A 13,812-nucleotide genomic window follows, 5' to 3' on the forward strand; every position below is an offset into this window, starting at 1 on the left:
AGATATCACGATCTGTTTCACGCTGGAAAATGCCATGACCAACACCGCTGCAAACAACTCTCATCGCCCTGTGCGCCGTCGCGGTGTCGCTTTCTGGTGGAGAGCGCTGGTCGGCATCCTGTTGGTCATCCTCGGCCTGCTAATCGGCGGCGGCGGCGCATGGTTGGTCGCGCTTGGGGGCTCGTGGTATTATCTGCCGGCCGGCATCGCGTTGCTGCTCGCGGGCATCCTGCTGTTGGCGGGAAACATGGCCGGCGTCTGGCTATACGTGCTGACCTGGCTCGCCACGCTCGCCTGGGCCTATTGGGAGGTGGGTTTCGACGGCTGGGCCCTGATGCCGCGTGTGCTCGCCCCGACTGTCATCCTCGTCTTCGTCCTGCTTGCCCTTCCGGCGTTCCGCGATATGGGCAGCCGAGGCAGCCGGAATGCCGCCTATGCGACAAGCTTGCTCCTGCCGCTCATTGCCCTTGGCGCCTTCAGCTTTTCCCACTTCAATGCCGCGGCTCAGTCACAGCCGGCCGCACCGGCGGCCCCAGCGCCACCTGCAACGGCCAGCGCGCCCGCCTCGCAAGACACAGCGATCCATCAGGCCGGCGATGACTGGCCCGTCTATGGCGGCTCGGAACTGGGGACACGCTATTCGCCGCTGAACCAGATAACGGCGGCGAATGTCTCCAAGCTCACCCGCGCCTGGTCGTTCCACACCGGCGACATGCCGAATGGCGCAACCAAGGATCTCTATTCGCCCGAGAACACGCCGTTGGAAGTTGGCGGCCATCTCTATGCCTGCTCGGCCAAGGACATCGTCATCTCCGCCGATGCACGCAACGGCAAGGAAGAATGGCGCTACGACCCAAAAGTGCCCGATAACGCCATACCCTACGGCGCGAGTTGCCGAGGCGTCGCTTATTTCTCGGTTCCGGGTGCGAATGCCGACCGGGCCTGCGACACAAGGATCATCTTCGGAACGCTGGACGCCCGGCTGATCGCCATCGATGCCAGGACGGGCAAACCCTGCCAGGATTTCGGCCAGCAAGGCAGCGTCGATCTCAACCAGGGCATCGGCGAAACGGTGCCCGGCTGGTACTCCATCACCGCGCCGCCGACGATCGTGCGCGGCATCGCCGTGGTGGGCGCGCAGGTCAAGGACGGTCAGGCCGAGAATGCGCCCTCGGGTGTCGTTCGCGGCTATGACGCCGTCACCGGCAAGCTGGCCTGGGCCTGGGATATGGGCCATCCCGATCGCACCGGCGCGCCGCCCGCCGGAGACACCTACTTCCGCGGCACGCCGAACATGTGGACCGTCGCCGCCGCCGATCCGCAGCTCGGCTATGTCTACCTGCCGCTCGGCAATGCCGCAGTCGACTATTACGGCGTCGACCGCAAGGATTTCGAAAACCAATACAACTCCTCGATCGTCGCCGTCGATGTGACCACGGGCAAGCCGGTGTGGCATTTCCAGACGGTGCATCACGATCTTTGGGACTACGACCTAGGCTCGCAGCCGACGCTGGTCGATTTCCCGACCGTCACCGGCAAGGTCCCGGCCATCATCGTGCCCAGCAAGCAAGGCCAGATCTACGTGCTCGACCGCAAGACGGGCAAGCCGCTCTTCCCTGTCGAGGAGCGCAAGGTGCCCTCAGGCGGGGTCGAGCCGGACAGGCTTTCCAAGACGCAGCCCTATTCCGGCTACGCGCATCTCGACCAGCCCGTGCTCACCGAAAAGGACATGTGGGGTATGAGCCCGCTGGATCAGCTCTATTGCCGCATCCAGTTCCATCGCGCCTCCTATCAGGGCGAGTACACGCCGCCGACGGTCGACCGGCCGTTCATCCAATATCCCGGTTACAATGGCGGCTCGGACTGGGGCAGCATCGCCGTCGACACCGACAGCGGCGTGCTGATCGCCAACTACAACGACATGCCGAACTACGACCAGCTCATTCCGCGCAAGAAGGCGGACGAGATGGGCTTCAAGCCGATCGACAAGGGCGGCAGTCCGAAAAAGGTGAAGGATATCGGCGACCCGCAGGCCGGATCGCCTTACGCGATCGCGGTCAATGCGGGCTGGCGCCTGTCCACGGGCCTTCTCTGCTCGAAGCCGCCCTATGGCCACATCCGCGCCATCGATCTCAAGACGGGCCGGACCCTATGGGACGAGCCGCTCGGCGGCGCCAACAACAACGGCCCGTTCGGCATTCCCTCGATGCTGCCGCTCACCATCGGGACGCCGAACAATGGCGGTCCGCTGGTCACTGCCGGCGGCCTGATCTTCATCGCCGCGACCACCGACAACAAGCTGCGCGCCATCGACATCAAGACCGGCAAGGAGGTGTGGCAGGCCGATCTTCCTGCCGGCGGCCAGACGACGCCGATGACCTATGAGGTCGACGGTAGGCAGTATCTCGTCATCGCGCCGGGCGGCCACCACTTCATGGAAACCAAGGTCGGCGACGAAGTCATCGCCTACGCGTTGCCGGCCGGGTGACGGAGATCGGTCAGCTGGGCCAAAGATTTCAGCGCTCCAGGTCGTCGCGACGCCGCCCCGTCGGCTCTGACGGATCATCCTTCCGCTCCGCGGGCCGCCGGCTTCGGCGCCGGGCGAGGAAATACATCCAGATCAGAATGAGAATCAGTGGGATGCCCGCCATGGGCAGCATCCACACGCCAAGGTGAAACATGAACGTCACTCTGCACTGTTGCAGTCAGGTCGGCCCACACTCAAACCGGAGTGGGAAGAAACAGTTCCAGGCACGACCGGGCGAAAAGCGTTCTTTCACTAAAGGCAGATGGTCGCAGAGCCTGATCGGCGCGCAACCTCTCATCGCGCAAAGCGTTCCGTCCTGATCATATCGTCGACAAGTGCCGCACCCGTGTAGACAATTTGGGAAAGTCACGGTCGTGCCCCGAGAAGAAGCTTCCATCCTCATCGTCGGCGCCGGCCCGACGGGGCTGACCGCTGCGCTGGAGCTTGCACGACGAGGCGCCCGTCCCCGCGTCATAGACAAGAAGGATGGGCCTACGCCGCTTAGCAAAGCCGTGGGCATCAGCTCGCACAGCCTCGATGTCCTCGAAGCGTCGGGGGTGAGCAGCAAGCTGCTCGCCGAGGGACTCAAGGTCCGCCATGCGCATTTCCATGCGGAAGCCCGTGAACTCCTCACAATCGACTTCTCGCTGCTGCCGCACCGCTATAATTTCCTGCTGTCGTTGCCGCAGCGCGATACCGAAAGGATCATGGCAGAGACAGTCGCGGCATTCGGCCTTGACGTGGAATGGCGCACTGAGCTGGTCGGCCTCACCCAGCAGGCCGACAAAATGGAGGTTCGGACCAGGCGAAACGGTGAAGAGGAGGAAAGGCAAAGCTTCGACATCGTCTTTGGGGCCGACGGCGCCGACAGCTCGGTCCGCAAATTGTCGGGCATCGCATTCGAAGGCTATACGCACAGGCGGCAATGGAGCATCACCGACGCCGAGATAGCATCCTGGCCTTATGAGCCGGGCGCCGCGCAGGCATTCCTGCATCGTGACGGCGACGTCGGCTTCATCATACCGGTCGGCGACAATCGCTTTCGCTCGGTATCCAACACGCCTGATGCGTTGGCGCGTGTGCCTGGCGACTATCGCGTAGCGAAGGTGCTGCGGACCGACCATTTCCACATTCCGGCAAAGCAGGTGGTCCGCTATCAGGCCGCCCGCGTCTTCCTCGGCGGCGATGCCGCGCATGTCCATTCGCCGCTTGGCGCGCGCGGCATGAATCTCGGTATCGAGGACGCGGCTTGCTTCGCCCGGCGTTTCGACGACGGCACGCTTGCCGGCTACACGGATGAGCGTCGACCGGTAGGGCGTCGCTGGATCGAATTGAGCGAACGTATTTTGTCCACGGCGCAGTCGACCAACAGCGTCGTCCAGACATTCAGGAACCTCGTCATGTTGACGATTGGAGCCGTTCCCTTCCTACAAAGGCCTTTGCTCGAGCGCGTGGCCGGATTGAAGGAATAGATCTCAAACGAGAAGTTGCTCGATCCTGATCGGCAAATCGCGGATGCGTTTGCCGGTGGCATGGTAGACTGCGCTGGCAACAGCCGCGGCCGTGCCGACATTGCCCAGTTCGCCCAAGCCCTTCACGCCGGCCGGGTTGACCGCGTGGTCGACTTCCGGAACCAGGATCACCTGCAAGTCCTTGATGTCGGCATTCACGGGCACGAGATAGTCCTGCAGGTCGCGGTTGACGTACCGGGCGTAGCGGCTGTCGACTTCCGTCGCTTCATGCAGCGCCTGGCCAATGCCCCAGATCATGCCGCCCATCAGCTGGCTGCGCGCGGTGCGCGTGTTCATGATGCGGCCGGCCGCGAACGCGCCGACGATGCGCGGCACGCGGATCTCCCTCGTGTAGCGGTTGATGCGGACTTCGACGAACTCGGCGCCGAAGGCGTATTTCACCGAATCCTCATCCTGCTCGCCACCGTGGAATTCCGGCATGCCGGCATAAAGCTTCTTCAGCGCTTCGGGCGTCGCACCCTTGGGCGCGAACTCGGCATATTCCTCGATTGCCCCAACCTGCATGGTCTTCAGGACATCTTCGACCTTTGCCGAAGCGCCGCCCTTGGCCACGATCTTTCCGTCGGTGAGGTCGAGTTCCTCGTTGTGAGAGCCCGCCAGCGGACCGCCCTCGGCGGTCGCGCCGGCATAGAGCTTGGCGCGGATGGCATCGCAGGCCTTCAGCACTGCCGAGCAGACGCTCGCGGTGGAGATCGAGCCCCCCGAGACAGGAGCGGGAGGCAGGCTGCTGTCGCCCATCTCGACGCTAATCCGATCGATGCTGACGCCGAGACGTTCCGACGCCATCTGACCGGCTACGGTGCGCACGCCGGTTCCGATCTCGTGCGAACCGCATTGCAGCCGCACATCGCCATCGACGGTCAGGCGCACCCGCGCCGCGCATGGCGCGACCGCGGTTGGATAAATCGCCGTCGCGCAGCCCATGCCGACCAGCCAGTCGCCGTCGCGCATCGCTCCCACTTTCGGGTCCCGCTTCGCCCAGCCAAAAGCGTCGGCCGCCTGGTCATAGCACTGGATCAGCGAGCGGCTGGAGAACGGCTTCTTGCCGATCGGCTCTGTCTTCGGTTCATTGATCCGGCGGAATTCCACCGGGTCCATGCCGAGCGCCACTGCCATTTCGTCCATGGCGTTTTCCAGCGCATAGACATAAGGGGTCTCGGGCGGCGAGCGCATGTAGCCGGGAGTATTGCGGTCCGCCTGCACCAGCGAGACATGTGTCAGCACCGAGCCATAGCCATACATGCGGCCGGTTGCCGACGTGCCGCCTACGACATAGGAGTCCGGCCGCGAAGTGACCTCCCAGCCCTCATGCGCGAAAGCAGTGATGCGACCGTCCTTGCCGGCGCCGATCCGGATGCGCTGCCTTGTCTCCGCCCTGTAGGTCTGAGTGCCGAAGGCCTGCATCCGGCTGGTCACGCAACGCACCGGTCGGCCGAGCCGCCTGGCGGCAACCGCGACGATGGCGGTGCGCGGCGTCATCGGTCCCTTGGAACCGAAGGCGCCGCCGATGAAGGGGCTGACGATGCGCACCTTTGCGGGATCGATCTTCAACTGCCTGGCAAGCTCGACCTTCCAGCCGGTCACGTTTTGCGAGGGCTCGTGGACGATCAGTTGGTCGCCCTGCCAGAAGGCGGTGGTCGAGAACAGCTCGATCGGATTGTGGTGCTGCGTGGGCGTCGAATAGCGCGCGTCGATCTTCACCGCGGCCTCTCTATAGGCGGTATCGAAGTCGCCGGCCTTCACGTCTTCCTTGAATAGAGGACTCTTGCCGGCAGCGGGAATGGTCGCCGTGCCGGGACTGTCGAAGCTCGCCGTGGGCGTCTCCGCATCATACTCGGCGCGGATCAACTGCGCCGCCTCTTCGGCCGCCTCGAATGTCTCGGCAACCGCGAGCGCGATGATCTGGCCGTCATGAAAGATCGTCCGGTCATGCAGCGGCCCGATCGAGGTGGCGCCGGAATTGCCGAATTTCGGCTTCTCGACCTTGTCCATGTCGCCATACGTGACGATGTCGAGCAACCCGGGCACGGCACGGGCGTCGTCGAGATGAAGCTTGGCCACCTTGCCCTTGGCAATACTGCTGGTGGCCAACGCGCCATAGGCGATGTTGGCGGTCGGCAGGTCGGCGGGGTAGTGCGCCTGCCCGGTGACCTTAAGCCGTGCATCGACGCGCGGCAGCGGTTGGCCCTGGTTCTCTTTCGGTCTCGGAGCGGCAGTGTCCATGGTCACACCTTCATGTCGCGGGTTTCGAGCAGCGCGCGCACCAGCGTTCGCTTGCCGAGCTCGATCTTGAATGCGTTGTGCTGGCGCGGCTCGGCCCCGGCGAAGGCGGCATCCGCCGCCGCTCCCGCCGAAGTCTCGTCGAGCGCCTTTCCTTGCAGGGCTTCCTCCGCCGCTTTGGCGCGCCACGGCACGGTCGCCACACCGCCCAAGGCAATGCGCGCCTCGCGAACGTTGTCGCCGTCCAGGTCGAGCGCAACGGCCGCCGAAGCCAGCGCGAACGCGTAGGATTCGCGGTCTCGGATCTTCAGATAAAGCGAGCGCCGGGCCCATGGCACAGCCGGCACTTCTATGGCGGTGATGATCTCGTCAGCAGCGAGATCGGTCTCGATCTCAGGCGTATCGCGCGGCTGGCGATGCAGCTTGGCGAGCGGTATCTTTCGCGCCCCACGCGAGCCCTCGGCACGCACGACGGCGTCGAGCGCGATCAGCGCCTGGGCAAAATCGCCGTGATAGGTCGCGATGCAGGCATCGCTGCCGCCCAGCACCGCATGCTGCCGGTTGAAACCCTCCATCGCAGCGCAGCCCGACCCTGGCACGCGCTTGTTGCAGTGCCAGGATGTCTCGCGAAAATATTCGCAGCGCGTGCGCTGCAGGACATTGCCGGCGAGACTCGCCATGTTGCGGATCTGGCCGCTTGCGGCCAGCCGCAAGCTGTCGGCAATAACGGGATAGCCATGCTTGAGCTCAGCGTGATCTGCTGCCTCGCCCATACGCACCAGGGCGCCGAAGCGGATGCCCTCGTCGGTCACGCGGATTTGCCTAAGGCCTGGATCCTTGAGCCGGTTGAGGTCGACCAGCCGGTTCGGCTCGGCAACGCCGAGCTTCATATAATCGGCAAGGTTGGTGCCCCCGGCGATGAACTGCGCATTCGCTCGCGTCGGCTGGTCGTCCTCGGTCGTGAAGCGGGATGCGATCGCGACGGCCGCGGAAATGTCGGTCGGCTGTTCGTAGACGAAGGGGCGCATATCAGGCTCCCTTCATCTGATCGCGTGCCTGCAGGACGGCAGCGACAATGTTTGGATAGGCGGCGCAACGGCAGATATTGCCGCTCATATAGTCGCGGATGTCGTCTTCGGATTTTGCGTGCCCTTCATTGATGCAACCAATGGCCGACAGGATTTGGCCCGGCGTGCAGTAGCCGCACTGGAACGCATCGTGGTCGATGAAGGCCTGCTGCATCGGATGCAGCTTACCGTCGCTGGATGCCAGCCCCTCAACGGTCGTCACATCCTTGCCGGCATTCATCACCGCGAAACTGAGACAGGAAAGCACACGTTTGCCGTCGACGAGAACCGTGCACGCCCCGCACTGTCCATGGTCGCAACCCTTCTTGGTGCCGGTTAACCCGACATGATCTCGCAACGCGTCAAGCAGGCTGGTTCTAGTGTCGAGCGACAGCTCATAAGCCTGCTTGTTGATCCGCATCGACGTCACCACTGGCTCGCGAAGTTCCGCCCCAGCGGCGGCAGGCGCTTCGGCTTTGGCCGATGAAACGAGCAATGGTGCCGCGGCGGCCGAGACCGTGCCTGTCATGAAGTTTCGCCGGCTGAGGCCAAGCGTGGATGGGACGGAAGGCTGGGACATGGCTCGCTCCTGGCTGGCTGCTCATCGGGGCCTAACCACTCATGCAGGCCATTGTTCCGACCTGGCCCGCGCGGGATCCTAGGCCTCACAGAAGTGTGATCCTTCGAAGATGCTCATGATGCGGGAACATGCATGCCGGCTCTGAGTTACGGCCAATACCAACGCTGATGGCAGGCCGATATGAAATCGAAACTGGTCGCACAGACTTCTGGACAAAGGACATTCGTGGTCGTGCTGGATCCAGGCGAGGAAGCATTTGCTGCCCTGTCCGACTTCGCCGGCGAGCAGGAAATTGCCGGCGCCTCGCTGACCGCGATCGGCGCATTCGAGAAGGCAACCGTCGGCTGGTTCGACTTCGGCTCGAAATCTTACCGCAAGATCCCGGTCGGCCAACAATGCGAGGTTCTGAGCGCCATTGGCGACATCGCGGTCGACGACAGCGGCAGACCGAGCCTGCATATCCATGCCGTCCTGGGTCTAAGCGACGGATCGACGCGCGGCGGCCACCTTGTTGAAGGCATCGTCAAGCCTACGCTCGAAGTCACGGTGACGGAATCGCCCGTTCACCTGCGGCGCACCAAACGCCCCGGCCTTGGCATCGCCTTGATTGATCTCGACGCCTGAGGGCGGACGATGGCAGCGGCCGCGACCGACGCGTTTCCCCTCCCCCTCGATACATCCCCAATGGAGGCTCGGATCGACGAAGCACTGCCGCAGGACAAAGGCATTTGGCAGTTCGAACCGAAATGGGATGGGTTTCGCTGCCTCGCTTTCAAGAATCGCAAAACGGTCGATCTCAGGGCGAAGTCGGGCAAGCCGCTTGGGCGTTACTTTCCCGAACTCACAGCAATAATGCAAAACCTCGAAGCCAAGGATTTCGTGGTCGACGGCGAAATCGTCATCGAGATCGGCGGTGCCGCGTCCTTCGACGCCCTGCAGATGCGGCTTCATCCGGCCGAGAGCCGCATCCGCAAGCTGAGCGCGGAAACGCCGGCGCGACTGATCCTGTTCGATATACTGGTCGCGCCGGGCGGCAAATCGCTGCTCGAAGCCGCATTGACGCAAAGGCGCAAGGCAATTGAAGACTTCGTCGCGCAAGCAAACACCGACGCTCTTCAGCTCTCGCCCTGCACCACGAGTTTCGCGACCGCCAGGCGATGGCTGGAGGACGCCGGGCACGGGTCTACCGACGGCGTCGTCGCCAAACGGCTGAACGATCCTTATCACCCGGGCGAGCGCGCGATGATCAAGGTCAAGCGGCTGCGCACTGCCGACTGCGTGGTCGGCGGCTTCCGTTATCTGAACGGCAAGTCGCAGGTCGGATCGCTATTGCTCGGCCTCTACAATGAGCGGGGCTTGCTTGACCATGTCGGCTTCACCTCGACAATCGCCAACGAGGAACGAGCTACGCTCACGAAGAAGTTGGAGGCGCTGCGTGGCGGGCCCGGCTTCACCGGCAAGGCGCCGGGTGGGCCGAGCCGCTGGAGCACGGAGCGCAGCGGCGAATGGGAGCCGTTGCGGCCGGAACTGGTCGTGGAAGTCCGCTTCGACCACGTCACCGGCGAGCGTTTCCGGCATGGCACTCGATTCATTCGCTGGCGGCCCGAAAAAGCGCCGCGACAATGCACGTTCGAGCAGATCTCGTAGCAGCGCCCATCCGGAACAACCGACCCCCTCAAACGGTTTGTCTTTAGAACAGCCCCGCGTCACGAACGCACCTATCTTGGAGACAGGAAAATGGATCCGCGCGACAAGCAGCGAGCCGCAAGGCGGGATGAAACCGAAGCTCCCGGCATCGAACAACAGGACTGGGACGCTCTTGATAATGGTCGGGTGCCGCCTGGCAGCGTCGCCATAAACGGCGATCCGGAGGATGATGCCGAAGCCCAAGGCGTTCTCCCCGAAGAGGATGACGACAACCCCTATCAGGAGAGCGACGAAGCCTTGCCCGACGATGAGGAAGAACGTGTGCTGTCGCGGGATCCTTCTAAGGAAGGCAGTCGTTTTGACGAAGCATAGCGAAAGCTAGCGTGCCGTCGCGGCGCCACATCGGAAGACCGGCCACTGATCAAGGTTACTGGGATCATTACCCGTGGGCCACCAAAAATCGGGGGGCGCAAATCGGCAGTGGACCCTTCACTGTTTGTGATTGGGGGAACAACTGATCGTGAGACAGGTTTTGATTGGGGTGTGTTGAGATTCAGGTCAGGCCGAGCCGAGAACGGTGGTTTACGAGAACCGGAGCGGAGCGTACCTGAAGTACGTGAGCACCGGAAGCGCAGGAAACCATCGTTCGCAGGCCGGCATCACCTGAATATCGACACAGCCTAAGCAAGCTGCCTTATGTTTGACCTGCAACCATGGCCGAGAAACGCGACAACAAATCCACAGCCGCTCTTCTTAGGCGGCAATTCTCGAATGAAACCATGCGCCGATATCTACGCAGCTTGCCTTTGTTTCATGTAAACCGCTGGCTTCCTGACAAACTGCGCGAATCGCTCAAGCGTCTCGACCGCAAGCGTAAGTGAAACCAACCGCGCTACGCTTAGGCTCAATCCAACAAAGGCGCGGACCACGCTCTTGCCGTTCAGACGAACGCGCCATCAGCTCTCCTTCACATTACGATCACAGCCCGTCGGAAGGGGCAGAGACTATGCATCCTTGCTTAAGCGTCCGCGTTTGTGATTCACAAATCCGGAGTTCAAGTCATGAAGGTCGACACTCTCCCTGCGCCTACAGGCAATCCAGCCCAGGTCGATATCCTCGTCAACAAACCAGGACACTTCGTCGAGGAGTGGATCGAGGGGCATGCGGTTAGACCGGCCGCCGCAGCATCCCCGGAAGCCGCGGCAGAAAGACTGGCGAGAGCTTGCATCGCGGACGCGGAGCGGGAAGGCATCCTCGCGGAAGAAATCAGCGATGAGGTCGGCGATTTGAAAGAGTACCTCGCCGATACGCTCCTCGCCGAGGCCGGCCGCGAAACCGGCGTCGACACCGCTCCGACAGCGCAAGCATTGGGTGACACAAAGGTTTAGCTTTCACGGCAGGGAAGTTGTGATCGCGATGACGCCAATCTCAACACGAGCCGTCCACATTTGCGTCGACATGCAGATGATGTTCTTGCCGCCTGGGCCATGGGCGGTTGAGTGGCTGCCCGCCATCTTGCCGAAGGTGCTTTCGCTTGTCGATGGCAGGCCGGAGCGAACGATTTTCACCAGGTTCATAACGGCGGGAAGACCTGGCGAAGGCCAGGGCCATTGGCGTCAATACTATGAGCGCTGGTCGCAGATGACCATCGAATGTGCCGGCCCGGGCAGCCTCGAACTGCTGCCCGAACTGCGTGATTTCGTGCCGCCGGCTCGCGTTTTCGATAAGCCCGTCTACTCACCCTGGCTGACGGGCGAGCTCCACCGGAGCCTTCAGGCGGAAGGTGTGACCGAGCTCATCGTCAGCGGAGGCGAGGCCGACATGTGCGTCTTGGCGACGCTGCTCGGAGCGATCGACTTCGGTTACAGAACGATCCTGGTCGAGGATGCGATCTGCAGCACATCGGACGAAGCCTATGAAAATATACTCAAGCTGTTCACGACGCGATATTCGCATCATGTCGAAGTCGCCGCTGCGGAGGAGGTTCTGGATTTCTGGCGCTGACGCATCGCTCATCTCGCCCGGCACATGCCGACCAAGGTGCCGCCGGCAACGGATGAGCAGCCGTCCCTCGAATGCTCGGCCGTATCAGCGGGCGCGGTCATCTGGCGCGAAAGACCGGTTGGCCACTGCCAAGTCTTGATCTAACCGGAGCCGGCTGTCGGCCGGCCGCCTGGCTTCAAGGCGCTGACCCGCAAGATGCTCTCGATGAGATCTTTTTCCCGGAACGGCTTGTTGACCAATGGCACGTCCGATGGGCGGTTTGAAATTGCCTCAGCGTCGGCATAGCCGGTTATCATAACCGCTGGCCAGTCGGAGCGCAGGTTGCGCGCGAAGCGGATTACCTCGACTCCGGACACCAGCGGCATTGCGAAATCGGTGACAATGACGTCGAACTCATGCGGTGTCCGTTCAATAATTGCCAGCGCCTCGGCACCACCTGCTGCGCATGTCACTGTAAACCCGTGTTGCCGAAGCGATTCCGCCGTTAGCTGCCGCAATCCGCTGCTGTCGTCAATCAACAGAAGCGAAGGGAAAGCCTTCCCTGCAGCCTCGACCAGGACTCTCTCTCCATCCGGATCTGCCACATTATCGGATGGCTGCTCCGCTGAACGCGGCAGCCACAGCTCCATGGATGTTCCGCGCCCGACGAGGCTGTCTATGCGAAGCGCGCCGCCCGATTGCTTCATGAAACCGTATACCGTGCTGAGACCCAGCCCGGTGCCTTTCCCGACGGGCTTCGTCGTGAAAAACGGTTCGACGACCTTGGTCAGAATCTCCTTCGGGATGCCGGCACCGGTATCCTTGACGGTGAGGACTGCATACTCTCCGGCCGCCAGGTCTTCGGAAGGTATTTTGACGACCCGATTTTGCGCCTGCACGGCAATTGTCCCGCCGGAGGGCATCGCGTCACGCGCGTTGAACACCAGATTCATCAACGCCAACTCCAATTGAACGACGTCGACATGCGCGGGCCAAACGGAGTCGTCGACCTCCCACTCAAAGCGGATCAGGCCGCCGAGCACGGGAGCCACCAAGCCGTTCATCGTATCTTCCAGCGCAGCCAGCCGCACTGCCGTCGGCTTCAGATTCTGACGCCGCGAAAAGACAAGCATGCGGTTGACAAGTTCGGCGCCTTGCTTCGCGGAGCGGCGAGTGAGTTCAACGATCTTCTTTGCTTGCTCGTCAAGCGTAAGCTGCCTCTCGAGCAATCCCAGTCCGCTCAGAACCGCGGCAAGCAGATTGTTGAAATCGTGTGCCAGCCCTCCGGTGAGTTTCCCGACCGCTTCGAGGCGCTGTGACTGAAGAAGTTGATTTTCGAGTTCACGCCGCTCGGTCACGTCAAGCAAGGTGCCGAGGATTTCAGGTCGGCGTCCGTCGACACCTTTCGACAGGATCCCTTGGTCGAGAAAGATACGATATTTGCCATCGGCGCACTGCCAGCGGAACTCGCATGTGTAGGAGCCTGTCACCTTTGCCGCCAGCAATGCTTCCCGCACCCTGGATAGATCTTCCGGATGCACCCGGCTCAGCCCAAACCGCGGCTCGGACGTCAGTCGCTCAGGTGGGAATCCCGTCAGACGTTCGACACCTTTTGAAACAAAACGGGCTGCAAAGGGCGGCTCGGCGACTCTGGCGTGAAAACAGACGGGCAAGGATCCAAGAATGGCCTCCTGCCGTTCTTCGGCGCCGCGCAGCGATCGTTCGGCCTCAAGTTTTTGTTTTTCGGCCTGCAAGGCTTTCGCCAGCAGTGCCTGTTCTGCGACCGCATTGCGCTGGATCTCGAGCGTCTTTTCGTGAAGCTCGACGAATACAGCCACTTTGGATCGCAGCATGGCGGGGTCGAAGGGCTTGAACATATAGTCCACTGCGCCGGCGTCGTAGCCGCGCAGCATATGCGCATCTTCCTTGTTGATGGCCGTGAGGAAGATGAGAGGGGTTCGTCTGGACTGTTCGCGCTGGCGGATCAACGAGGCTGTTTCGTAGCCGTCGAGGCCCGGCATCAAAACATCCAGCAAGATAACGGCGAAGTCCTCCTTTAGGAGGCAGCGCAGCGCCTCCTCGCCGGATTGCACAGCGACGACTTCCGCGAGTGGAGTGAGAACTTCTTCGATCGCCAACAGGTTTCGTTCGTCATCATCGACTGCCAGGATGCGTGCCTTTGACTGATTGTCCGCCAACTGCACAATCTCCAGTTTCTTCGAACGGATCCGCGACAGCCTTTGCATCGGGCATCCC

12 protein-coding genes are annotated in these 13,812 nt (G+C 62.2%); 8 read left to right on the forward strand and 4 right to left on the reverse strand.

What is annotated here, in order from left to right; genetic code table 11:
* Positions 1–34 precede the first annotated feature (34 nt).
* Positions 35–2,488, forward strand: a complete 2,454-nt coding sequence (locus FJ419_RS10960) for a membrane-bound PQQ-dependent dehydrogenase, glucose/quinate/shikimate family (RefSeq protein WP_140691333.1) — start codon at positions 35–37, stop codon at positions 2,486–2,488.
* Between the two features lie 413 nt (positions 2,489–2,901).
* Positions 2,902–3,999, forward strand: a complete 1,098-nt coding sequence (locus tag FJ419_RS10965; protein WP_140691337.1) for an FAD-dependent oxidoreductase — start codon at positions 2,902–2,904, stop codon at positions 3,997–3,999.
* A 3-nt stretch (positions 4,000–4,002) separates the two neighbouring features.
* Here the strand turns inward: FJ419_RS10965 and FJ419_RS10970 are convergent, their stop codons facing one another.
* Genes FJ419_RS10970 through FJ419_RS10980 form a run of 3 tightly spaced genes read right to left on the reverse strand, consistent with a single transcriptional unit; the run spans position 4,003 to position 7,926 of the window.
* The gene (locus FJ419_RS10970) at positions 4,003–6,282 is read right to left on the reverse strand and encodes a xanthine dehydrogenase family protein molybdopterin-binding subunit (protein ID WP_140691341.1); all 2,280 of its coding nucleotides are present in this window, start codon (positions 6,280–6,282) and stop codon (positions 4,003–4,005) included.
* 2 nt (positions 6,283–6,284) lie between these two features.
* The gene (locus FJ419_RS10975; RefSeq protein ID WP_140691345.1) at positions 6,285–7,307 is read right to left on the reverse strand and encodes a xanthine dehydrogenase family protein subunit M; all 1,023 of its coding nucleotides are present in this window, start codon (positions 7,305–7,307) and stop codon (positions 6,285–6,287) included.
* A 1-nt stretch (position 7,308) separates the two neighbouring features.
* Positions 7,309–7,926 (reverse strand): (2Fe-2S)-binding protein, encoded by a 618-nt coding sequence (locus FJ419_RS10980; protein ID WP_140542990.1) that lies wholly within the window; start codon positions 7,924–7,926, stop codon positions 7,309–7,311.
* 180 nt (positions 7,927–8,106) lie between these two features.
* Here FJ419_RS10980 and FJ419_RS10985 point away from each other — a divergent pair, with 180 nt between their 5' ends.
* The 6 genes from FJ419_RS10985 (at position 8,107) to FJ419_RS11005 (ending at position 11,577) form a co-directional block, all read left to right on the forward strand.
* Positions 8,107–8,550, forward strand: a complete 444-nt coding sequence (locus tag FJ419_RS10985; protein ID WP_140691349.1) for a PPC domain-containing DNA-binding protein — start codon at positions 8,107–8,109, stop codon at positions 8,548–8,550.
* Between the two features lie 9 nt (positions 8,551–8,559).
* Entirely contained in the window at positions 8,560–9,573 is a 1,014-nt protein-coding gene (locus FJ419_RS10990) for an ATP-dependent DNA ligase (RefSeq protein WP_140691352.1), read from the forward strand.
* Positions 9,574–9,663: 90 nt separating this feature from the next.
* The gene (locus tag FJ419_RS10995) at positions 9,664–9,945 is read left to right on the forward strand and encodes a hypothetical protein (RefSeq protein WP_140542987.1); all 282 of its coding nucleotides are present in this window, start codon (positions 9,664–9,666) and stop codon (positions 9,943–9,945) included.
* A gap of 341 nt (positions 9,946–10,286) precedes the next feature.
* Complete coding sequence (locus FJ419_RS30740; RefSeq protein WP_181170669.1) at positions 10,287–10,454, forward strand: hypothetical protein; 168 nt, start codon at positions 10,287–10,289, stop codon at positions 10,452–10,454.
* A gap of 180 nt (positions 10,455–10,634) precedes the next feature.
* Entirely contained in the window at positions 10,635–10,961 is a 327-nt protein-coding gene (locus FJ419_RS11000; protein WP_140691355.1) for a DUF768 domain-containing protein, read from the forward strand.
* A gap of 79 nt (positions 10,962–11,040) precedes the next feature.
* Entirely contained in the window at positions 11,041–11,577 is a 537-nt protein-coding gene (locus FJ419_RS11005) for an isochorismatase family cysteine hydrolase (protein WP_246679191.1), read from the forward strand.
* 140 nt (positions 11,578–11,717) lie between these two features.
* Here the strand turns inward: FJ419_RS11005 and FJ419_RS11010 are convergent, their stop codons facing one another.
* Complete coding sequence (locus FJ419_RS11010) at positions 11,718–13,802, reverse strand: response regulator (RefSeq protein ID WP_140691363.1); 2,085 nt, start codon at positions 13,800–13,802, stop codon at positions 11,718–11,720.
* Positions 13,803–13,812: the final 10 nt, after the last annotated feature.

Source organism: Mesorhizobium sp. B2-6-2, from assembly GCF_006440615.1.
Lineage (GTDB): Bacteria > Pseudomonadota > Alphaproteobacteria > Rhizobiales > Rhizobiaceae > Mesorhizobium.